The organism is Alphaproteobacteria bacterium, assembly GCA_033344895.1.
Classification (GTDB): domain Bacteria; phylum Pseudomonadota; class Alphaproteobacteria; order UBA8366; family Aestuariispiraceae; genus Pacificispira.
Map to the genome: position 1 here is coordinate 3,390,034 of JAWPMN010000001.1, position 22,067 is coordinate 3,412,100.

The following is a 22,067-nucleotide window of genomic DNA, read 5'->3' on the forward strand; positions in this document are numbered from 1 at the left end:
GAATGAGTGACGCCGCCGAAGAGACCGAAGGGGACGCCCCTGCCGAACCGCCGCCGGAGGTGGTGGACGACGGGCCGCCCGAAGCGCTGCTGACGCCGCTGCCGGGGGACGCGCCTTGCGGCGAGAACCTGCGGTACGAAGGAACCTTCGACGCCATCCGGGAACACCGCCGCGACGAGGATCCGAACCTGCCGCAAGGGGTATGGGAAACCGAGGTGAAGCGCGCGGACTGGCCGGCCGTCGAGCGCCTGTGCCAGGATGCCTTGTCGAAAAAGAGCAAGGATCTTCATCTCGCGCTCTGGCTCACCGAGGCCTGGACGCATCAGCAGGGCCTGCGCGGATTTCGACGGGGAATCGATCTTACCTGTTCCCTGATTGAGGATTTCTGGGCCGACATCCATCCGAAGATCGACGAGGACGGAGACCTGGATTACCGGCTGGGGCCGCTGCGCTGGGCGTCTGAGCAGTTTCCTGTGATGCTGCGCCTGGTGAAGATCACGGCACCGACCGGCGCCGATGCGCAGCCAATGAGCCTCAAGAACTGGGAGGACGTGCTTCGGATCGAGAATCTGAAACAGCGCGACCCTAACGCTGCCGCCAAGGAGCAGAAGCGCTATTTCAACCGCACCCAGTTCGAGACCTCGGTCGAACTGACGCCGGTGGACTACTACATCCACATGGTCGGCGTGGCGGAAGCCTGTCTGGGAGAACTGGAGCGTCTGGACCTTTTGCTGGAGGAGCATTGCCCCAAGGAATCGCCCTCCCTCGCGAGAATTCGAACGGTTCTGCAGGACATTGAAGGCCGGTCACGGGGCTGGATGGAACAGAAGGGCGGCACATTGCCGGGCGATGCCGAGGACGCGGCGGACGTCGCCGAAACGGGCGAGACCGACGGAGAGGAGACAACTGCCATGGCGAGCGATGTGAAAACGCCGCCGGCCACCGGTCCCGCGGGGCCGATACAGAGCCGGGCAGAGGCCTATCAGCGCCTGAGCGAGGCGGCGGACTACCTTATCCGGACCGAGCCGCACAGCCCCGTCCCCTACCTGGTTAAACGGGCCGTGACCTGGGGAAACATGAGCTTCGGCGAGTTGCTGATCGAGCTGGTCGAAGGCGGCGGCGATCACCAACGGGTCCTGCGTCTGCTGGGCCTCGATGCCGTCGGAAAGAAGAACAAGGAGGGCTGATCAGGCCGGCCGCCAGTCGATGCAGGTCTGCAGGAAACCCTGCAGGTGGGGGCGGACCTTGTTCGCCAGATCGATGCGATACGGCCAGGGTGGGCCCTCGCTCATATAGGTTGCCTGGCTGAGTTCAAGCTGGATCGCGTGGACACCGTTCTCCGGATCGCCGTAGTTCCGGGTGATGAAGCCACCCTTGAACCGGCCGTTCAGAACGGTGGTGTAGTCCGGCGCTGCGGCCTCCGCCTTCGCCAGAACGGCATTGGCCAGGGTTTCGTCACAGCTCTGACCGCCATTTGTGCCCAGGTTGAAATCCGGCAGCTTGCCGTCAAACAGGCGCGGCACTTCGGAGGCTATCGAATGCGCGTCCCATAGGACCGCGTGCCCGTGCATCTCGCGAAGGCGGTCGAGTTCTTCCCGCAGGGCCGTGTGATAGGGCTGCCAGTACCCGGTCACACGGGCCATGACTTCCGAGACATCCGGATCGATGTCGTCGCGATAAATCGGTTCGCCGTTGAACGTGTCGACCGGGGTCAGTCCGGTTGTCGTCTGTCCGGGATATAGGCTCTCGTCGTTTTGCGGGCGATTGAGGTCCACGACATAGCGCGAGTAATGCGCGATCAGGATCGACGCGCCGAGGCTGGCGGCAAAGTCATACAGGGTGTGGACATGCCAGTCGGTGTCCGGCACGGGCTTCGCGGCGTCCGAAAGCCGCTCGGCAATATCCGGGGGAACGGCCGTTCCGGCGTGCGGAACGCTGACGAGAAGCGGCGTCTTGCCGCGATGCAAAGTGTAGATGTCCGACATGGGCCGCAGATTAGTCCGTCCGGTCTTGCACACAAGCGGGAAGTGGCCTCGATGGTGCTATTCCGCGACCGACAGCCGGGCAATCACGGGACGGTGGTCCGATCCGATATTGGGGCCGACCTTGTAAGATCGGACGGCCACGCGCGGGCCGACCAGAATGTGATCCAGCCTCAGGCCCAGGCCCGGCAGGGCGGAAAGCCATGTGTTCACCCAGCCGATACCCGGCGCCGCGTCTTTGAGGCCGGTATTGTCCAGCAGACGTGCGTAATGCGGGGACCAGGGCGTGGTGTTCAGATCACCCAGCAGGACGTCCGGCAGGATGTCGGGCGATTCCGCCATGATTTCGGCGAACTGCCGGGATTGGGCATTAAACGGGGAAAGGCCGTCCGGATGCGGGGCATGTACCGCGATGATCGTTGCGCAGGCATGCGGGCAGGCCTCAAGGCTGGCCCAGGGAAAGTTTTGATCCGGCAGCGTGTCGCGGACTTCCGGTGCGGGCTGCCGACCGCGCACGCCGATCAGGATGGAGAACAGCCGGTTCGGATCGCCTGCCCAGGCGAAGTGGTGATCGCGCAGCCGGGTCCGTAGTCGTGTTTCGACCGGCTTCGTGACCTCCGTCAGCACGACGATGTCCGGATCGGTTTCATCCAGCAGCGTGCCGAAGGACAGGGGATCGACCTTGTCGCCATGAAGGTTGGCGGCCAGAACGGTGATGTCAGAAGGCTGTGCGTGGCCCTCCGCGACCGGCGCAGACCGCGCCAGATGCTGCCCCATGGGCCAGGCATTCAGAACACAGACCGCCAGGGCGGCGGCCTGAATTCTGCGATTGCTGCGCCAGGTGGCCAGAACCGCCACCAGGACCGCCAGCCCCAGAATCTGGATGCGCCAATGAGACAGCAGTTCCAACGTATCGGAGAACGGACCGCCGAAACTCAAGAAGGTCAGGATCGCGATTGCCAGAACCGCGAGACGCGCGGACGCCACCGGGAGGTACTCAGGCCAGTGTCCGTTCCAGGAAGGCTATGCTGCGGTCCCAGCTCAGCTCCGCGGCGGACCTGTCATAGACCTCTCGGGTATCGTTGAAGAATCCGTGTTCGCCTTCGTAGTCGTAGATCTCCACCGGGGTTTCGACCGCCGCCATGTCGTTCTTGAGGGCCGCAACGGCGGCAGGCGTACACCAGTCGTCCTGGGTTGCGAAATGCCCCATGAACGGAACCCGCATTGCCGCGGGATCGGCCACTTCCTTGGGCGGGATGCCGTAATAGCAGACCGCGGAGTCGCATTCTGGAAGTTTGACCCCAGCAATGATGGTCAGCGCGCCGCCCATGCAGAAGCCGAGGACCGCCGCCTTGCCGCCATCGGATTTCAGATACTGCAGCGCGCCGCGAATGTCCTGATTGGCCGCACCGGGGAAATCCAGGCCGGACATCATGTGGTTCGCCTCGTCGGGATCCTTCGTCACACGGCCTTCGAACAGGTCCGGCGCCAATGTCGTGAAGCCGGCCTTCGCAAACCGGTCGGCGACGCCCTTGATCTGGTCATTGAGACCCCACCATTCCTGGATCAGGACGATGGACCCTTTCGGCGATTCCGCCTTCGCCAGATATCCCTTGGCGCGGCTCCCGTCCGGGCACGGATAGTCGATCATGTCACCCATTGCATTTTCTCCCAGTTTCAAGGGTTCGCCTCCCAAGATAGAAGCCGTCCGCCGATCTGTGTAGGGGTCAGTCGAGATAGTCCAGGGGCAGGGCGGTCGTCGTCTTGATCTCCTCCATGGCGAAACTGGAGGAGACGTCCGACAGGTCGATCTTGGAAATCAACCGCTTGTAGAAGGCATCATAGGCCGGAATGTCCGGGACGACGACTTTCATCAGATAATCGACATCGCCGCTCATCCGATGAAACTCGACGACCTCCGGCATGTCCCGAACGGCGCCGGCAAACTTGTCCAGCCAGTCGGCGGCATGGGATCGCGTCTTTACCGCCACAAAAACCGTCGTCGCGACCCCAAGCCGTTCGCGATCCAGAAGGGCGACCCGCTTCTTGATATAGCCGGCGCTTTCCAGATGCCGGACCCGGCGCCAGCACGGCGTTGTCGAAAGGCCGACACGGTCCGCGAGGTCGGCGGTCGACAGGGATGCATCCTGCTGCAGTTCCTGGAGGATGCGCCGATCAATCGAGTCGAGAGCCATAGAATGAAACGCTCGAAAAATTAACAAGATTAGAAAAAAATATCACGAAATGGGAAAAATGTCAGCATGTTTGAAATCCATTTTCCCGAAACCTGAGGCATGATTACAGGGTCGAAGCAAGGGGATGAATATGTTGCACAGTGCCTTTACCAAACACCCGGCCTCTGTCGGGGAAACCTACACCGAGCATATGGGAACGGCTTTCAGCTTTGCCGGCCCGTTGCTGCTGGCTGGACTGTGCTGCGTCGTTCATGCGTTTCTGCCCTTCGCCTTCGAAAAGACCGGCAGCCGGATGATCACGCGTCTTCATGACCGGATGGTCGCCAACCGGGTCAAGCCGCACAACATGGACAAGGTGGTGGCGCAGCCCGCCGAATGATCGATCAGGCCCCGGCGGCGCGTGTGTCGAGGATGACCCGCGCGCTGTGGCAGTCTTTGGCAATCTGAGTTTTCAGCGCATCCAGCCCGTCGAATTTCCGTTCGCCGCGAATGAATTCGATCAGGGCGACGCGCATATGCGTCCCGTATAGGTCGCGGTCGAAGTCGAACAGGTGGACTTCGAACTTCTCCGTCAAGCCGTCCACGGTCGGCCGCTTGCCCAGATTGGCGACGCCGTCGCACCAAACGGTCTGGCCCACCCGTCCGGTTTCAACGCCCACCCGCACGGCGTAAACGCCATAGGCTGGCCGGATATAATCGCCCAGATCCAGGTTTGCCGTCGGGAAGCCGATGGTCCGGCCGATCTGGTCGCCATGCAATACCTCGCCTTCGATCTCGAAGGGCCGGCCCAGCAGGGCGGCGGCCTGACCGGGTTGACCACCGGCCAGATAATCCCGAATCCGGGTCGAGGAATATATTTCTCCAGTCGCGGAAGCTGAGGGTTCGATCACCAGGGTCTCGAACCGACCGTCCGCCTTCAGTGTCTCGATATCGCCGGTGCGCCCGCGGCCGAACTTGAAATCGTAGCCCACGACCAGGACGCCGACGCCGATCCCGTCGACCAGGACCGACTGAATGAATGCCTCCGCCTCCAGTGCCGCCAGCGATCCGTCAAAGTTCAGGCAGATCAGGGAATCCACGCCCAGCGCCTGCAACTGATGGGCCTTGTTGGTGAAGGGGGTGAGGCGGAAGGGTGGGTCGTCCTTCCGGAAATAGGCGCGCGGATGGGGTTCGAACGTCATGACCGCCAGATCGACTCCGCGTTCCTCCGCGATCTCTCCGGCCTGGCCGATTACCGATTGATGGCCGCGATGCACCCCGTCGAAATTGCCCAAAGCAACGACCGCGCCCCGGCGTTCTGCCGGAAAGTCGGCGGTTTCCCTGAAAATCTGCATGAAAGCGTGCCGCTCCGGCTGGTATGACTGGCTGTTGGCAGGTTAGCCGTTTCCGCCTGCACTGAAAACGCCTCAGGCGGAGGCCGCCTTGGTCGCTTCTTCCTCCGATCGGCTGCGCACCATCATCTTGGCCTCGCCATCGCATACCAGCTTGTCGCCGACGGACGCCGTGGTCTTGCAGATGATACGTTTCTTCTCCGGGATGATGTCCAGAATGACCGCCTTGGCCGTGACCGTGTCACCGGCGCGAACAGGGGCCAGGAATTTCAGATCCTGACTGAGGTAGATACAGCCCGGCCCGGGCATTTTCATACCCAGAACCGTTGAGATCAGACTGGCCGTCAGCATGCCGTGGGCAATCCGGCCCTTGAACATCGTGTCGGCAGCGAAATCCTCGTTCACATGGACTGGATTCATGTCCCCCGTCACCCCGGAGAACAATACGATATCCGCTTCCGTGATGGTCTTGGCAAAGACCGCCGTCATGCCGACCGACAGGTCCTCGATGAAAAAACCGTTCAGGTCGGTATGCAGTCGCGGACTGTCCATGGGAAAGGCTCCTCGGCGTTATACTGGCATGCGGGCCCGAAATCTGCGGGCCCGCGGCTGATGCTGCGCTGCAACGCTAGCGACTACGCCGCGAGGCGGCAAGTCCGGAACGGGGCGCGGGTTCAGGCCTGCCCGCGAGGATCGATGGGCAGGCCCGTTGCCAGGCCTGCCGCCGCCTCGAAATGCCGTGCATGGCCGAGAACGCGTCCTTCGCCCCGCGGCCCGCCGACAAACTGGATACCCACCGGCAGACCGTCCGTTGTGAATCCGGCCGGTACAGACACCGACGGCATCGCCGTCAAGGTGATGGCCGAGACCATGGCAAGCCAGTGGATGTAGTTGTCGAACCGCTGGCCGTTCACTTCGTCGACCCAGAGCTGCTCGGCCGGGTAAGGGGGCACGATGGAGGTTGGGCAGACAAAGGCGTCGAATCCGCGTTCCGTCAGCAGCGATACCGCATCCATGTAGATGGCGCCGCGGCTGCGCTGGGCTGCTGCGATGTCATCCGCCGTCAGGCCCATGCCGTATTCGATGTTCCAGATCACATCGTCCTTCAACTTGGCACGCAGGGCCGGATCGCCATATTTGTCGCGGTGTCCGTTGACGAAACCCAGACCACGCAGGACCTTGAATGTTTCGATGGCCTCGCTGAAGTCCGGGCAGGACTCCACCAGTTCGACACCCATGTCGCGCAGGCGTTCCAATGCGCTCTCGAACACGGTCTGCACCGCCGGGTCGACCGGAATGATGCCGCCCAGGTCCAGACTGTAGGCGATCCTTTTCGGCGGCGCGGTCTGGCGGCACGTTTCCCGGAAGGAAGGGGTGGGTGCCGGTTGGCTGATCGGGTCACGGGGATCGCGGCCGGCCATGGCGTCGAGCATAAGGGCCGTGTCTTCCACGGTGCGGCCCATCGGACCTTCAACACTCATTGTACCGAACGGGTCACCGGGGTTGAGGCGCGGTACGCAACCGGGGCTGGGTCGCAGCCCGACGACGCCGCAAAAACTGGCCGGCGTCCGCAGGCTGCCGCCCAGATCGGACCCGCTGGCGAGCCAGCATTGCCCGGTCGCGAGGGCCACTGCCGATCCACCGGACGACCCCGCGCAACTCCTGGAGATATCCCAGGGATTGCGGGTGATGCCGAAGACCGCATTGAACGTATTGGCGCCGGCGCCGAATTCCGGCGTGTTGGTCTTGCCGATCGGAATTGCGCCATTGGCTTCGAGATTGGCGGCCGGTATGTCGGTGAAATCAGGGATGAAGTCTTCGAAAATCGGCGAACCATAGGTACAGCGGACGCTGGCCAGCTCAGTCAGATCCTTGATTCCGACCGGCAGGCCGGCAAGCAGGCTGTTCCGGTCCGCCTTCGCCGCCTGTGCTTCCGCGCGGTCGCGACAGCGGGTAACCATCGCATTGACCGTACCGTCCACCGCGTCGATCCGGTCGAAAGCCGCCGCGATCATCTCCATCGGCGTGACATCGCCGGATTTCAGAAGGTCGACGGCATCGCAGGCGGTCAGGCGGATCAGGTCGGTCATGGCGTGGCTTTCAAATGGAAATGCGGGACGGAAGTTGAAAAGACGGTGACGAAACCCTACAGCAAGGTCAACCGGATCAGCCATACGAGAAAGGGACAGTCCCGCGATGACCGATGATGCCAGCCAGAACGTGACCGACCCGATGCTGGACCGGATTCCGGTCAGTGTCCTGACTGGCTTCCTGGGATCCGGCAAGACGACGGTGCTGAACCGGCTGCTTAAGAATCCGGACATGGGGCAGGCCGCAGTCGTCATCAACGAGTTCGGGGAAGTCGGAATCGACAACCTGCTGGTCGAAAGCGCCAGCGAGGATATGGTGGTCATGGATTCCGGCTGTTTGTGCTGCACCATTCGGGGCGATCTGATCGAGACGCTGAGAGGTCTGATCCGGCGGCGCTGGCGCGGCGAGGTGCCTGCCTTCGAGCGACTGGTCATCGAAACGACCGGTCTGGCCGACCCGGCGCCCATCCTTCACACCCTAATGACCGATCCGGTGATTTCGGCCCGCTATCGCCTGGATGGCGTTATTGCAACGGTCGATGCGACGGCGGGGGCGGCGACCCTCGACGCGCAGCCGGAGGCCGTGAAGCAGGCCGCGGTCGCCGATCGCATCCTGCTGACCAAGACCGATCTCGCGCCGCATAATGCCGACCTGATCGAACGCCTGGGCGGGATCAACCCGGCCGCGCCGGTCCTGCCAGTGGTGCAGGGGGCGGTGAATCCGGCAGACCTGTTCGGCAGCGGACTTTACGATCCGGCCACGAAGTCGCCGGACGTTGCCCGTTGGCTGGCGGAGGAAGCCTATGCCGACAGCGGGCATGGGCATCATGATCACGGTCATGATCACGGGCGCGCACATGACCACGACCGAAACCGTCATGACGACCGGATCCGATCCTTTGTCATCCGCTACGACGCGCCGATTGCATGGGATTCCTTCGTCGAATGGATCGAGGCCCTGATCTCGACCCACGGCGCAAACCTGCTGCGGATGAAGGGCATCCTGAATGTGAAGGAAGCACAGGGCCCGGTTGCCGTTCACGGCGTGCAGCATGTCTTCCACCCGCCCGCCATGCTGGAATCCTGGCCTCAGGGGGACGATCAGGTATCGCGCATCGTCATTATTGCCCGGGACCTGAATCAGGATCCGGTCGAGAAGATGTTCCGGGCCTTTATGGAGGTCTAGCGACCGTTGAGGACCCGCTTCTGGTCCTGCGCCAGACCTGCCAGCATCTGCTCAAGCTGTGACAGGCTGCCCGCGTCGTAGCGCTGCTCCAGTCGTTGACGTCCCTCTACGTCGAACAGCGTTTCCGCGAGTTCCTTGTAGAGCGCCGACATCAGCTTGTGGAATTCCATGTCGCCGAAATGCCAAGCCTTTTCCGCATCGGACTTGGCGGCGGGCATGGTGCGTTCGAAGAAGCTGACCATCCAGCCGCGCCGCTTCGGGACATCCAGGAAGTAGCGCGAGATATAGATCAGGATATCGTTGACCAGTACCTGCGCCACCGGGCGCTCATGCAGCCGTTCCCAATCCAGAGAGCCACCCTCCTTGGCGCGCAGGGATTCGATCATTTCGCGTGCCCGGTCCTCATATTCGTCAAACAGTTCAGGACCGACCATCTGGTGCAGGGCCTGGATGAAGGCGGGAATGATCCGGCGGGAGAGAGTGCGCCCCGGAACGGGATCCTTGTCGCGGTCAGGCAGCAGGTGGACGAAGCGCGCAACGATCAGACGCTCCAGCGGAAACTTCCGCATGCGTGCATAATAGGATTCCTCGAACTGCTGCTGCAGACCGACCCATGTCGAATCGCACAGGCCGCGCAGGGTCGGATCCTGATCGTAGCTGTACGCATTGACCACCGCCTGGATGTCGCGCGCCGTCAGTTTGCCGTCGCCGCGCGCTGAATGCGCCGCCAGCCGGTCGATCAGCAACTGGCTGACACGATGGGCGAACTCGCCCAGTTTTTCGGCGCCGGGTGAGGCGGCTGTCACGGAATTTCCCTTATCGTCGGCCATTATCGTCTTTCCAATCGCTCCTGGACATTAGGTATCGCCCTGCCGGGACTTGATTTCAAGCGGCCCGGCCAAGATAGTCACGGCGCGGCGGGACGGACCGGCCGCCCTGGACACCGGTGCCCCGTCATCCCGAAGGACCCACCCCGATGACCGATCGCCTCACCGTCGCATTGGCGCAGCTCAACCCGACCGTCGGGGACGTCACCGGCAATGCCGCACTGGCACGCAAGGCGCGTGCCGAAGCCGCCGCCGCGGGCGCGGACCTGCTGCTTCTGCCGGAACTCTTCCTGTCGGGATATCAGCCGGAAGATCTGGTTTTGAAGCCATTCTTCCTGGACAAGCTTGAGGAGGCGGCGGCCGCCCTTGCCGCGGAAACCGCAGATGGCGGTCCGGATGTGCTGTTGCCGACCCCCTGGCGCGGCGATGGTACAAAGCCCCGCAATGCGGTGCTTTATCTTACCGGTGGGCGTATCGAGACCGCTCGCTACAAGCACGATCTGCCGAATTACGGTGTCTTCGATGAGAAGCGCGTCTTTGAGGCCGGACCGATGCCGGGCCCGATCAGCATCAAGGGCGTGCGAATCGGGGTCCCGATCTGCGAAGACATTTGGACCGCCGACGTCGTCGAATGTCTGGACGAGTCCGGCGCGGAGATCCTTCTGGTCCCGAATGGCAGTCCCTATGAGGACGGCAAGGAAGACGTGCGCATCCAACTGGGCGTCAACCGCGTGCGCGAAAGCGGCCTGCCCATTGCCTATCTCAATCAGGTCGGCGGTCAGGACGAGCTGGTCTATGACGGATCGTCCTTCGTGATGAACCCGGATTTCAGCCTTGCGATCCAGATGCCTGCTTTCGAGGACACGATTTCGATTGCGGTGTTCGAGCGTGGGCGTGACGGCTGGACGTGCCTGCCGGGTGACCGGGTCAAACCGCCGGAACGGCTGGAATCCATCTATCGGGCGATGACCCTGGGATTGCGCGATTACGTGCGCAAGAACGGCTTCCCCGGCGTTGTCCTGGGCATGTCGGGCGGGATCGATTCGGCGCTTTCGGCCGCGGTTGCCGTCGACGCGCTGGGGCCGGATGCCGTGCATTGCGTGATGATGCCGTCGCCCTATACCAGCCAGGACAGCCTGGATGATGCCGCCGCGGCCTGCGGTCTGCTGGGGGTTCGGCTGGACGAAGTGAATATCGGCCCGGCCATGACGGCGTTTCAGGAAATGCTGGCGCCGATTTTTGGAGAATCCGAGAGCGGCGTGACGGAGGAAAACATCCAGTCCCGGTCCCGTGGCCTGACCTTGATGGCAATTTCCAACAAGCACGGCGCCATGGTGCTGACAACCGGCAACAAGTCGGAGATGTCGACGGGATACGCCACGCTCTATGGCGATATGTGCGGCGGCTATTCGGTGCTGAAGGACATCTACAAGAGTGACGTTTTCCGCCTGTGCGAATGGCGGAACGAAGGGTTGTCGCGGAATGACGACCCCCTGCTGAAGGGGCCGGCCGGCGCCGTTATGCCGGAACGGATCATCACGAAACCGCCTTCGGCCGAGTTGAAGCCGGACCAAAAGGATGCGGACAGCCTGCCGCCCTATGACGTGCTGGACGATATTCTCAACTGCCTGATTGAGCGCGAGATGTCGGTGCCGGAAATTGCGGATCGCGGCCATCCGCCCGAACTGGTGCAGCGGGTCTGGCGGATGCTGGACATCGCCGAGTACAAGCGGCGTCAGGCCCCCCCGGGGGTCAAGATCACGGCCCGTGCCTTTGGCCGCGACCGCCGCTATCCGATCACCAACGGTTTCCGGAAAATCCTGTGATCATCTTCGATTGCGATGGCGTGTTGGTCGATACGGAATCGATTTCCAACCGACTTCTGGCGGAAGCGATCACGGAAGCCGGAAGGCCGATGACGATGGAGGAATCGGTCCGCCGCTATAAGGGCGGTCGGATAAAATCCCTGCCACGGCAGATCGAAAGCGAATTCGGGATTGAGCTTGGTCCCGACTTCCTGGATCGGTTCTTTGAAAAGCAATTCGCTGCGCTGGCGCGGGAGACAAAGGCGATTCCCGGCGTGCGGGCGGTGATCGATCGGCTGGTCGCCCACGGCCGCGGATTCTGCGTCGCCAGCCAGGCCTCGGTCGCCAAGATGAAGATCTCGCTCGGACGCTGCGAGCTCTGGCCGTTGTTCGAGGGACGTGTGTTTTCTTCGGACATGGTCGCGAATCCAAAACCGGCGCCGGACCTGTTTCTGCATGCTGCCCGCACCATGGGCTGGTCGCCGGAAGACTGCACCGTGATCGAGGATTCCGCGACCGGCGTCCGAGGGGCGGTCGCGGCGGGGATGCGGGTCATCGGGTTCAGCCGTGATACGGACGAAGCCGAACTGCGCGCCGCCGGGGCCCATGTCATCGTGCCGGAGATGGCTCAGGTCGCGGGACTTCTATTCGATCGGCGGAAATAAGGTCAGGCGATCAGTTTGCGTGCGGCGACTTCCAGGGATTCCAGACTTTCCTGAATGGTCTGGCCACTGGTGTCGACCCGGGCGTCGGCCTGGCGGTAGGCGGGTTCCCGCGCTGCCAGAATGGCTTTCAGATCTTCCATGGCCTCTTCGTTTTTCGCCATCGGGCGCAGATCGCCCTGGGCGATGACGCGGCTCATATGTTCCTCCGGCTGGGCCTGGATCCAGATCGTGTGGCAGCGGTCGAGGAGGAGCTGGAAGGTCGAGGATTCGGAAACGATGCCGCCGCCGGTCGCAATGATCGCCGTCTTGTTCTCGTTGACGATATTCTCCAGGGCCCGTCGTTCCAGGCGTCGGAAGGCCGGCTGGCCACTCAGCGCCATGATTTCACCGACGCTGCCGCCATAGTCCCGTTCCACGATACGGTTCAGTTCGACAAAGGGCACATCCATGCGCTCTGCGAGAAGGCGGCCCAGGGTCGATTTGCCGCCGCCGCGCAGGCCGATCAGCGCTATGCGTTTGGCCTTGGCGGGGGAGGGACCTTCGGGGGTATCCCCGGTTCGGCCAATGGCATTCAGGGCGTCACGCGCTTCCGGCAGCAGGTTGGGCGGAAGGGCACGCAGCCGCGCAATCAGCGGCGCCAGTTCCGGCGCTGTCTCGGCGCCGGCTTCGCCCGTGACAAGCTGCGCCAGCGGATAATCGACCGCCGTTGCAATCTGCCGCAGCACCGCGACAGTCGGATTGCCGGACCCGCCTTCCAACTGTGCCAGATAGCGTTCTGAAACGCCGGAATCCCGTGCCAGGATCCGCCGCGCCATGCCGCGTTTCGCGCGGGCTTCCCGTACCCGGGCGCCCAGGGCGGCGAGGTAGGCTTTCAGGGCCGGATCCTCGGCCAGTTTGTCACTCATCAGACCCCCAGGCGGCGGTTTATCAGGCCGCTCTTCTGTGTCGATGTGAAAAAATGCACTATGGTTCTTTCCACATCCAGTAACATGCACTATAGTTCCTAAATCACCCGTACGGCAAGTGCGGCGGTTTTGGGATAGAGAAGAAGCAGGATAGGCGACGGATGAGCAATGAGGTCAAGATTCTCGTCGGCACGATGACCGGCACGGCGGAACTGGTGGCGGATGAAATCGTCGACGTTCTGGAAGACAAGGGTGCGGATGTCGAAGTCCTCCTCATGGACGACCTGAAGCCCGACGCGCTGACGTCCGGTCCGCTGTACATCATTTGCACCTCCACCTACGGGCAGGGGGACGTCCCCGACAATGCCCAGGACTTCTTTGAGGCACTGGAAGAGTCGAAACCGGACCTGTCCGGCCTGCATTACGGAGTCTTCGCGCTGGGCGATCGGACCTACATGCAGACCTTCTGTTTCGGTGGCAAGAAGTTCGACGAACTGTTCGAGAAGCTGGGCGCCAAGCGGCTAGGCGACCGGCGGGAGCATGACGCGTCTTCCGGCGAACTGCCTGAAGACGTCGCGGCCGAATGGGCTGCCGAATGGTATGAAGGCAGCCTTGCCGCCGCCTGACCCGACGCATTGATCCAGCCAATCGCGCAGAACCGGGGGTAGCGATGACGCCAGATGATTTTTCCGCACTGATGCGCGAAGTCTCCGAGACGATCGGACCGCGACCGCTCAATTCGGACCTCGACACCTTTTTGAACCAGGCCTTCCCAGGCGACGGCGACATGGTTGCCCGCATAGAACAGGCATGTCGGACCGGCATATCCGAAGGCTGGCTGTGCCAGAACGAACACGGTGGCATCCGCTTTGGCCGTCCGATCAAGCCAAGCCTGGCGGAGCACAAGTTTTCCGTCGACGTGGTTGTCATGGACGACTGCAAAGGCCCCCACCATGCCCATCCGACCGGCGAGATCGACCTGATCCTGCCGGATGACGACGGCGCCGATTTCGATGGGCGCGGTCGCGGCTGGCTGGTCTATGAGCCGGGCACCGCGCACTTCCCGACCGTCAGTGGCGGAAAGGCGATCGTTCTGTATCTGCTGCCCAACGGCGAAATCGAGTTCACGCGGTCTAAGAAGGGCTGATCAGGTCCCGCCGCCTTCAAAGTACAGTTCATTCCGACGGTTCCTGATAGGGAGGGAGAACCATGGCCGGCCATTCCGCCGCAGACGACCTTTACAACGCCGCCGACGACCTGATCCTCCGCAATCTGGAAGCGGGCCGCGGCGAAAAGACCGCCTTTATCGATCACGCCGGCCGCTACAGTTACGCCGAACTCAACGGTCGCGTCAGCCGCTTTGCCAATCTCCTGCGGGAACGCGGAGTGCGAATGGAAGAGCGTGTTCTGATGTGCATGCTGGACACGATCGACTGGCCGACCTGCTTTCTGGGGGCGATCCGTGCCGGCGCTGTCCCGATCCCCGTCAACACCCGGCTGACCGCTGAAGACTATGACTTCATGCTGGAGGACAGTCGCGCGCGCGTGCTGGTCGTCTCCGAACAGTTGCTGGATGCGTTCCTGCCGCATCTCGGCAACCATCCCTTCCTGGAGACGGTCATCGTCTCCGGCGCCGAAGGCAAGGGGTACGCACTGCTTGCCGATCTCCTCAAGGGGCAATCGGAGGAGGCAGAGACCGCCCCGACCCGGAAGGGCGATATGTGTTTCTGGCTCTATACCTCCGGGACAACCGGCAAGCCCAAGGGGGCGGTGCATCTGCACACGCATTTGATCGACACGGCAGAGCTTTACGCAATTCCGACCCTCGGTATCCAGGAAGACGATATCTGCTTTTCGGCGGCGAAGCTGTTCTTCGCCTATGGTTTGGGCAATGGACTGACTTTCCCAATGGCCGTCGGTGCGACGACCGTGCTGCTGGCCGGCCCGCCGGATCCGAAATCCGTCTGTCAGGTTATCCGCGAACACAAGCCGACGATCTTCTATGGGGTGCCAACCCTCTACGGCATGCTTCTGGCCTCCGGCGAACTGCCGGCACCGGGTGATCATGCGATGCGTCTTGCGACTTCGGCCGGTGAAGCCCTTCCTGCGGATCTTCTGCGCCGATTCAAGGAAGCAACCGGTGTCGACATTCTGGACGGGCTCGGCTCGACCGAGATGCTGCACATCTTCCTGTCCAACAGGGTCGGTGACATAACCCCGGGTGCTTCCGGCAGACCGGTGCCGGGATATGAACTGCGGCTGGTCGCGGATGACGGGTCCGTCATCGAAGGCGCGGGTGAGATGGGCATGCTGGAAGTGAGCGGTCCGACTTCCGCCGTGATGTACTGGAACCAGCGGGACAAGAGCCGGGACACCTTCCAGGGGCCATGGACCCGCACGGGTGACAAGTACATCCGCGACGAAAACGGTGTCTACGCCCACGCCGGCCGGTCGGACGACATGCTGAAGGTCGGCGGCATCTATGTGTCGCCGGTAGAGGTGGAAAGCGCCATAGTCCGGCACGAGAAGGTGTTGGAAGTGGCCGTGGTCGGCCACCCGGACAAGGACGGACTGATCAAGCCGAAAGCCTTTGTCGTGCCGCGCGAAGGGGTCGAAAAGAGCGATGCCCTGGCGGACGAGATCAAGGCCTTCGTGAAGGCCGAACTGGCCGGATACAAGTATCCGCGCTGGGTCGAGTTCATCGACGAACTGCCGAAGACGGCCACCGGCAAGATTCAGCGGTTCAAGCTGCGGGACGCCGAATGAATTCGGAGACATTCTTCGAGTATGTAACCGGCCATCGGCTGGAATGCGCATGGTATCCGCCGCGGGTGGATGGGCCTGCCCTGGTCATCCTGCATGAGGGGCTGGGGTCGGTCGCCATGTGGCGCGACTTCCCGGAAAAGCTGGCCGAAAGGACGGGGCGGGGCGTTCTGGTCTATTCGCGATACGGTTATGGCCGGTCGACGCCTTGTACGACCCACCCGGTCGGTGACCGCTACATGCACCGCGAGGCGTTGGAGGCACTGCCTGAACTGCTCGACCGGCGGGGACTGGACCGCCCGATCCTGGTCGGACATTCGGACGGCGGCTCAATCGCCCTGATCCATGCCGGCGGGGCGAACCGTCCCGTGGGAGGGGTGGTGACCCTGGCAGCCCATGTCTTCAACGAGGATGTCTGCGTTGCGTCCATCGAACAGGCGAAGAAGGCGTTCGAGACAACGGACCTGAAGGACAGGCTGGGTCGATACCATGACGATCCGGAAGGTGCGTTCTGGCTCTGGAATCAGGCCTGGCTGGCGCCGAGTTTCCGCCACTGGAACATCGAGGAATTCCTGCCCCGGATCAGCTGCCCGGTTCTGGCGATTCAGGGCGCGCAGGACGAATACGGAACCCAGGCACAGATCGACGCGATCGGCAGACAGGTTGCCGGTCCGTGCGAAACCCGTATCCTGCCGGACTGTCGCCATTCCCCCCATCGCGATCAACCGGAACAGACGGTAGACCTGATAGCGGAATTCGCCGCGGCCATCCGCTGACGCATACCCCGCCGGACGCACTGCAAGGATTGTCATGACGTCGATTTCGTTCAAGCCGGAGCCGATCCATCACCCCTGGGACGATGCGCCGCCGCCCGGCGAAATGATCGAGGTGGCGCCGGGCGTACACTGGCTGCGCATGCCGATGCCGATTTCCCTGGACCACATCAATCTGTGGCTGATCGAGGACGGTGAGGAATGGGTCATCGTCGATACCGGCTTCGGAACCGACCATACGTGCGAACTATGGCACCAGCTATTCGAAGGGCCGGCCAAGGACCGGCGTCCCGGACGGCTGATCTGCACGCATCACCATCCGGATCATTTCGGTCAGGCCGGTTGGTTGGCCCGAACATACGGCATTCCCTGCCTGATGACCGAAAAGGAATGGCTGGTCGGAACCCTGCTGGAGAAAATGAGCAACGAGGTTTTCGCGGCAGGGCAGGATCGTTTCTATATCCAGCATGGCGTCCCTTCCGACGTGCGTGACCGGCTGAAGGCGGTCGGCAACGAATACCGCAACTGCATCCACGATCCACCGGACGGTTTCATCCGAATTCGCGATGGACAGGACTTGTCGATCGGTGGCCGCACCTGGCATGTCATGGCGCTGGAAGGGCATAGCGAAAACCTGGCGGGTCTCTACTGCCCCGATCTGCGTGTCTTCATCGCCGGGGATCAGGTTCTGCCCAAGATCAGCCCGAATATCTCAGTGCATTGGTTCAAGGACGGCACGGAACCGTTGAGCGATTTCCTGGACAGTCTGGATCGCATCGCCGACACACTGCCGGCGGATACGCTGGTCCTGCCGTCCCACAAGCTGCCTTTTGTCGGCGTGCATAGGCGCATCGCGGAACTGCAGGAACATCACCGCGACCGCCTGCAGGACCTGATCGATGCGCTGGAAGACGGTACGGCGAGGGACGCCTGGGAGCTGATGCCGGCGATTTTCCCGCGAACGATCGGCGATGAGCACGTCATGTTTGCGCTGGGGGAGAGTGTTGCCCATCTGGACCACCTGGCTGCGCAGGGAACGGTCCGGAAGGAAAGAATGGACGACAAGATACTCTATCGGAGAGGCGAAAGATGACAGGGCGCTATATCGAGGATTACACGGTGGGGGAGGTAATCGTCGCGCCGCCCGTTCGTTTCGATGAGGATTACATTGTCGGTTTCGCCACGGAATACGACCCGCAGGCGATCCATACCGACAAGGACTATGCCGAAAGCGGGCCGTTCGGCGGCCTGATTGCCAGCGGATTTCAGACGGTGGCTGCCAGTTTTGCCTCCTTCCTGCGCATGGGATTGTTCAAGGATGTGTCCCTGGCCGGCCCCGGTATGGATGAAATCCGCTGGGTTCGGCCGGTACGACCCGGGGATGAACTGACGCCCCACGTGACCGTCGCGGAGGCGCGCAAATCGCGTTCGAAACCGGATCGCGGAATTCTGCACCTGTCCTGGGACGTTCGGAACCAGGAAGGCGACACGGTTCTGACCATGACTTCCATGACCATGATCAAGGCGCGCCATGTCGACTAATCCTTACCGGCACGTGTTTCAGCCCGTTCAGGTCGGCAGCCATATCCTGCCCAACCGCATCGTCATGGGCTCCATGCATACCGGGTTGGAAGAGCGCGACGACGGGGTCGAACGGTTGGCCGCCTTCTACGGTGAGCGTGCCGAACAGGGCTGCGCTCTGATCGTCACCGGCGGTTTTTCGGTCAATGACGCGGGCAAGCTGAATGCGCATGCCGCCAGCTTCGATACGCCGGAAATGGCGGAGGCTCACAAGCCCGTGCCCGCCGCCGTCCATGCCCATGGCGGCCGGATCCTGCTGCAATTGCTCCATGCCGGACGTTACAGCTATCACTCCAACCTTGTTGCGCCGTCGCCGATCCGCGCACCGATCAACAAAAACACGCCAAGGGAACTGACCGGGGAGGAGATCGAGCGGACGATCCGGGATTTCGCCGCCTCGTCTGTTCTGGCGCGCGATGCCGGTTACGACGGCGTCGAGATCATGGGTTCCGAAGGCTACCTGATCAACGAATTCACCGCGCCCTGCACCAACCACCGAACCGACCGGTGGGGCGGTTCCTTCGAAAACCGCATCCGCTTCCCGCTGGAAATCGTGAAGGCAGTGCGGGCCGCCGTCGGTCCGGATTTCATCATCATGTACCGCCTTTCCGTCCTGGACATCGTCGAGGGCGGTAGTCCCCTGTCCGAGGTTCGGGATCTGGCGCAACAGATCGAGGACGCCGGCGCCGATGTCATAAACTCCGGCATCGGTTGGCATGAGGCACGGGTTCCGACCATTGCCCAGGCCGTACCGCGGGCCGGTTTCGCCTGGGCGACGGCGAGGGTGCGCGACGCGCTGAAGTCGATTCCCATCGTCGCCGTGAACCGGATCAATACGCCGGAAACAGCGGAAGCCATCCTGGCGAATGGCGAGGCGGACATGGTCAGCATGGCGCGCCCATTCCTGGCCGACCCGGCTTTCGTATCGAAATCGGAAAATGGCCGTTCGGATCGGATCAACACCTGCATCGCCTGCAACCAGGCCTGTCTGGACAACTACTTCCTGGGCAAGGTCTCGTCCTGCCTGGTCAATCCCCGTGCCTGCAGTGAGACACTGATTTCCGTGACGCCCGCACCGCAGATCAAGTGTGTCGCCGTGGTGGGCGCGGGACCGGCCGGGCTGTCGGCGGCGGAAACACTGGCTGTCCGCGGACACAGGGTCACCCTGTTCGAAAGCAACGGCCATATCGGCGGACAGTTCGCACTTGCCCGTGCGATTCCCGGCAAGCAGGAATTCGCCGAGACGCTGCGCTATTTCACGGTACGCCTGGATGAACTCGGGGTGGATCTGCGCCTTGGGACCAGGGCGACCGAAGAGGAACTCAAGCAGTATGACGCCGTGATCCTTGCGACGGGCGTCGTGCCGCGCATCCCGCAAATCGACGGGGTCGACCACCCCAGCGTCATGACCTATGCCGATCTGCTATCCGGGGCGCGCGACCCGGGGCAGCGGGTCGCGGTGGTCGGCGCCGGCGGAATCGGGGTCGATGTGTCGGTGTTCCTGGCGGAGGAGAAATCCGCCGCCCATATGGACCCGGAAGCCTTTCGGCGGCACTGGGGCGTGGATGGGCCGGCGGAGAACCCGCCACCGCCGCGCGAGATCACGTTGCTGCAACGCCGTCCCGGAAAGATGGGGATCGGACCGGGCAAGACGACCGGCTGGGTCCACCGTCTGACACTGACCAAGGCGCGGGTCGAAATGATCCCGGAAGTGATCTACGAGCAGATCGATGACCGTGGCCTGACCATTTCCACCGGCGGTGAACGTCGGGTTATCGCCTGCGACAGCATCGTTCTGTGTGCCGGGCAGGAATCGGTGACCGATCTGCAGGCGCCGATGGAAGCGGCAGGGGTTCCGGTGCACGTGATCGGTGGGGCCAAGCTGGCGGCGGAGGTCGACGCCGAACGCGCAATCCGGGAGGGCATCGACGCAGCGGCGGCGGTCTAGCTTTCCTGCGGGGGGGCCTGCGGCTGGTCGTCGACGAATTTGCGATAGGCCAGTGGCGCGGCGATTACGACATAGATGATCCGGACCACGTGATGGGTCGCCACGAAGGCGACATCGACGCCCAGGGCCAGAGCGACGAGGCTCATTTCCGCCAGACCGCCTGGCGAATAGGCCAGGATGGCGCTTTCGATCGGTGTCGCGCTGATCAGATAGACCGTCACGGCAAACACCGCGGTGACGGCCAGCAGGATCGCGGTTGAGCCAACGCTCATCAGGATAGTGCGCAGAACTTCGGCACGTTCCGTGCCGGCGAATCGGCAGCCGATGATCGTTCCCATGACCCATTGTGCGGTGTTGACGATCAACATGGGGGGCTGGGCGGAGGTGATGCCGCTGAGGTGCAGGGCAGCGCTGGCCAGCATAGGGCCGACCAGCATCGGGGCGGGAATCCGCAGCCAGCGCGCCACGGGCAGACCCAATGTGCACAGGCCCAGCAGCACGTAATCCTTCAGCGCGACATCGCCGAGGCCGACACCGAAACGGGACCTGTCGGTCATGTCGATTTCCGATGTCAGGCGAAACAGGATCGGAATGGTCAGGACCGTCAGCAGGATGCGGCTGGCATGGGTCAGGACGATGCGCCGGTCGTCGCCGCCCATTTCCTTGCCGACGATCATCATCTCGTTCAGGCCGCCCGGCATGGCCGCGAAATAGGCTGTCGGCCGGTCATAGCCCGCGATGCGCCGGAAGAACGGATAGCAGCACGCCCCGCCAACGGCGACGTAAACCGCCAGCAGGCTCAGGCTGATGGCCCACTGGCCGGCGCGATCCAGCATCTCCGGCGCAAATCCGGATCCCAGCATGACACCCAGCACGGTGACCATGAGGGGACGCAAGGGCATCGGTCCCTTCACCGGCGCGCCAAAGATCGAGGCGACGGTACAGACGATCATCGGGCCCAGCATCCAGGGCAGGGGAACCGTCAGATGATCAGCGACAAAACCGCCGATCGCCCCCAGACCGAGCGCGAACGCGATCTTGGGCAGGGAGTCCAGGGAAGGAAGGGTCATATACGCGGTATCTCTCTGGCCAGGCGCACGGCGGTCTGACCCGGCGCGGCACCATGGGTCGGCATGATCAGGACGCAGTCGTCATAGGGCGTCAGGATAGGCATGTCGCCATCGATGGCAATCCGCGTCCCGGCACGGTCGATGGATTCCAACCCCTGGAAGTCCGCCGCGAATCTGAAGTTCGGTGTCATGACTGTCACGGCTTCGGTTACTTCCAGTACGGTCTGGCGCGGCGCAGGGGGGACGCCGCCCTTCACCATGCCCAGATGCCGCAGGAAGAGCCGGGTTACGTCCCGCGCGCAATCCACGGTGGCCCGTTGCCAGTGCTGGCCGCATTCAACCAGGAGAGAGGTCGGTCCGGGGCCGTCGCCGGTGAATGGCGTGTAGTCCCGCATCCGTTTTCCGGCTACGTGCCCGGCGTCCCGGACCACCGCGGCCGGTGCTCCCAGCGCCAGGGCGAGGGACAGGGAGCGATCCGACAGGCCGGCGAGGCTCATCGGCGCGGAGTAGCTGCTGGTCGAATGCAGGTCCAGCAGCATGTCGACGTCATTCAGCAGCGGGCGAACTTCACGCGCGCGTCGGAGTTCTGTGGTGTCTCCGGGGCCGTTCAGCCGGTCTTCAGTCCAGACCCGGTTCAGATCCTCGTCGACATAGCGTGAGCCGTCCGGATGGCGGCAGGAAAAGGATTCGTAGGCGGCGACATTCATGAAGGCCAGGATCAGGCGGCCCTTCAGCGGTCGAAATCCGCAACGCAGCAACTCGTCCAGGATGATCGCGCCGCACAGTTCGTTGCCGTGCACCACGGCGGAAATCATCGCGGTGGGCCCGGGTTCCGCACCTTCGAGGACATGAGTGTAGGGAATTCCGGTCGCGCTTGCTCCATGCGGCGCGATGTCGGGCGGGTCGATGGCGACCCGGGGATCTTTGCGGAACTCCATGCTGCGCA

General features: G+C 62.9%; 23 protein-coding genes. 12 read left to right on the plus strand and 11 right to left on the minus strand.

Annotated features, from left to right (window positions below):
* Window positions 1-2: 2 nt before the first annotated feature.
* Entirely contained in the window at window positions 3-1,187 is a 1,185-nt protein-coding gene (gene tssA, locus R8L07_16285; protein MDW3207098.1) for a type VI secretion system protein TssA, read from the plus strand.
* Here tssA and hutG read toward each other — a convergent pair whose 3' ends face one another.
* The 4 genes from hutG to R8L07_16305 all read right to left on the minus strand — a co-directional run bounded on the left by hutG (window position 1,188) and on the right by R8L07_16305 (window position 4,177).
* On the minus strand, window positions 1,188-1,985 hold the full coding sequence (hutG, locus tag R8L07_16290; GenBank protein ID MDW3207099.1) for an N-formylglutamate deformylase: 798 nt from the start codon (window positions 1,983-1,985) through the stop codon (window positions 1,188-1,190).
* A gap of 57 nt (window positions 1,986-2,042) precedes the next feature.
* Window positions 2,043-2,969, minus strand: coding sequence for an endonuclease/exonuclease/phosphatase family protein (locus R8L07_16295; protein MDW3207100.1), 927 nt, complete (start codon window positions 2,967-2,969; stop codon window positions 2,043-2,045).
* A gap of 10 nt (window positions 2,970-2,979) precedes the next feature.
* Window positions 2,980-3,642, minus strand: coding sequence for a dienelactone hydrolase family protein (locus R8L07_16300; GenBank protein ID MDW3207101.1), 663 nt, complete (start codon window positions 3,640-3,642; stop codon window positions 2,980-2,982).
* Window positions 3,643-3,709: 67 nt separating this feature from the next.
* Window positions 3,710-4,177 carry an Lrp/AsnC family transcriptional regulator gene (locus R8L07_16305; protein MDW3207102.1) on the minus strand — a complete coding sequence of 156 codons (468 nt, stop codon included), beginning with the start codon at window positions 4,175-4,177 and terminating at the stop codon, window positions 3,710-3,712.
* Window positions 4,178-4,307: 130 nt separating this feature from the next.
* Here R8L07_16305 and R8L07_16310 point away from each other — a divergent pair, with 130 nt between their 5' ends.
* Complete coding sequence (locus R8L07_16310) at window positions 4,308-4,556, plus strand: DUF6356 family protein (protein ID MDW3207103.1); 249 nt, start codon at window positions 4,308-4,310, stop codon at window positions 4,554-4,556.
* A gap of 4 nt (window positions 4,557-4,560) precedes the next feature.
* Here R8L07_16310 and R8L07_16315 read toward each other — a convergent pair whose 3' ends face one another.
* The 3 genes from R8L07_16315 to R8L07_16325 form a co-directional block, all read right to left on the minus strand.
* Window positions 4,561-5,511 carry a bifunctional riboflavin kinase/FAD synthetase gene (locus R8L07_16315; GenBank protein ID MDW3207104.1) on the minus strand — a complete coding sequence of 317 codons (951 nt, stop codon included), beginning with the start codon at window positions 5,509-5,511 and terminating at the stop codon, window positions 4,561-4,563.
* A gap of 72 nt (window positions 5,512-5,583) precedes the next feature.
* On the minus strand, window positions 5,584-6,060 hold the full coding sequence (locus R8L07_16320) for a MaoC family dehydratase (GenBank protein MDW3207105.1): 477 nt from the start codon (window positions 6,058-6,060) through the stop codon (window positions 5,584-5,586).
* A gap of 122 nt (window positions 6,061-6,182) precedes the next feature.
* Window positions 6,183-7,598, minus strand: coding sequence for an amidase family protein (locus R8L07_16325; GenBank protein MDW3207106.1), 1,416 nt, complete (start codon window positions 7,596-7,598; stop codon window positions 6,183-6,185).
* 106 nt (window positions 7,599-7,704) lie between these two features.
* On the opposite strand from R8L07_16325, the gene R8L07_16330 reads away from it, so the two are divergent.
* Window positions 7,705-8,784, plus strand: coding sequence for a GTP-binding protein (locus R8L07_16330; protein MDW3207107.1), 1,080 nt, complete (start codon window positions 7,705-7,707; stop codon window positions 8,782-8,784).
* On the opposite strand, the gene R8L07_16335 is transcribed toward R8L07_16330, so the two are convergent.
* A complete protein-coding gene (locus R8L07_16335) occupies window positions 8,781-9,614 on the minus strand; it encodes a hypothetical protein (GenBank protein MDW3207108.1) in 834 nt (277 codons plus the stop codon). The two genes, R8L07_16330 and R8L07_16335, sit on opposite strands and share 4 nt — an antisense overlap.
* A 146-nt stretch (window positions 9,615-9,760) precedes the next feature.
* Here R8L07_16335 and R8L07_16340 point away from each other — a divergent pair, with 146 nt between their 5' ends.
* Both R8L07_16340 and R8L07_16345 read left to right on the plus strand, forming a co-directional pair.
* A complete protein-coding gene (locus R8L07_16340) occupies window positions 9,761-11,437 on the plus strand; it encodes an NAD+ synthase (protein MDW3207109.1) in 1,677 nt (558 codons plus the stop codon).
* Window positions 11,434-12,081: an HAD family phosphatase gene (locus R8L07_16345; GenBank protein ID MDW3207110.1), complete on the plus strand. Its 648-nt coding sequence runs from the start codon at window positions 11,434-11,436 to the stop codon at window positions 12,079-12,081. Before R8L07_16340 ends, R8L07_16345 begins: the two co-directional genes overlap by 4 nt.
* 2 nt (window positions 12,082-12,083) lie before the next feature.
* On the opposite strand, the gene R8L07_16350 is transcribed toward R8L07_16345, so the two are convergent.
* Complete coding sequence (locus R8L07_16350) at window positions 12,084-12,986, minus strand: helix-turn-helix transcriptional regulator (protein MDW3207111.1); 903 nt, start codon at window positions 12,984-12,986, stop codon at window positions 12,084-12,086.
* A gap of 161 nt (window positions 12,987-13,147) precedes the next feature.
* Here R8L07_16350 and R8L07_16355 point away from each other — a divergent pair, with 161 nt between their 5' ends.
* From R8L07_16355 to R8L07_16385, 7 genes are all read left to right on the plus strand, one after another.
* Window positions 13,148-13,612 carry a flavodoxin domain-containing protein gene (locus R8L07_16355; GenBank protein MDW3207112.1) on the plus strand — a complete coding sequence of 155 codons (465 nt, stop codon included), beginning with the start codon at window positions 13,148-13,150 and terminating at the stop codon, window positions 13,610-13,612.
* Window positions 13,613-13,656: 44 nt separating this feature from the next.
* On the plus strand, window positions 13,657-14,133 hold the full coding sequence (locus R8L07_16360) for a DUF4863 family protein (GenBank protein MDW3207113.1): 477 nt from the start codon (window positions 13,657-13,659) through the stop codon (window positions 14,131-14,133).
* A 62-nt stretch (window positions 14,134-14,195) separates the two neighbouring features.
* Entirely contained in the window at window positions 14,196-15,752 is a 1,557-nt protein-coding gene (locus R8L07_16365; GenBank protein ID MDW3207114.1) for a benzoate-CoA ligase family protein, read from the plus strand.
* On the plus strand, window positions 15,749-16,525 hold the full coding sequence (locus R8L07_16370) for an alpha/beta hydrolase (GenBank protein ID MDW3207115.1): 777 nt from the start codon (window positions 15,749-15,751) through the stop codon (window positions 16,523-16,525). The genes R8L07_16365 and R8L07_16370 overlap by 4 nt, the downstream gene beginning before the upstream one ends.
* Before the next feature lie 34 nt (window positions 16,526-16,559).
* Window positions 16,560-17,615 carry an MBL fold metallo-hydrolase gene (locus R8L07_16375; GenBank protein ID MDW3207116.1) on the plus strand — a complete coding sequence of 352 codons (1,056 nt, stop codon included), beginning with the start codon at window positions 16,560-16,562 and terminating at the stop codon, window positions 17,613-17,615.
* On the plus strand, window positions 17,612-18,064 hold the full coding sequence (locus tag R8L07_16380; GenBank protein ID MDW3207117.1) for a MaoC family dehydratase: 453 nt from the start codon (window positions 17,612-17,614) through the stop codon (window positions 18,062-18,064). The genes R8L07_16375 and R8L07_16380 overlap by 4 nt, the downstream gene beginning before the upstream one ends.
* A complete protein-coding gene (locus R8L07_16385; GenBank protein MDW3207118.1) occupies window positions 18,054-20,051 on the plus strand; it encodes an NADPH-dependent 2,4-dienoyl-CoA reductase in 1,998 nt (665 codons plus the stop codon). Before R8L07_16380 ends, R8L07_16385 begins: the two co-directional genes overlap by 11 nt.
* On the opposite strand, the gene R8L07_16390 is transcribed toward R8L07_16385, so the two are convergent.
* The gene (locus R8L07_16390; protein ID MDW3207119.1) at window positions 20,048-21,121 is read right to left on the minus strand and encodes an AbrB family transcriptional regulator; all 1,074 of its coding nucleotides are present in this window, start codon (window positions 21,119-21,121) and stop codon (window positions 20,048-20,050) included. The two genes, R8L07_16385 and R8L07_16390, sit on opposite strands and share 4 nt — an antisense overlap.
* The gene (locus tag R8L07_16395) at window positions 21,118-22,059 is read right to left on the minus strand and encodes a succinylglutamate desuccinylase/aspartoacylase family protein (protein MDW3207120.1); all 942 of its coding nucleotides are present in this window, start codon (window positions 22,057-22,059) and stop codon (window positions 21,118-21,120) included. The genes R8L07_16390 and R8L07_16395 overlap by 4 nt, the downstream gene beginning before the upstream one ends.
* Window positions 22,060-22,067: the final 8 nt, after the last annotated feature.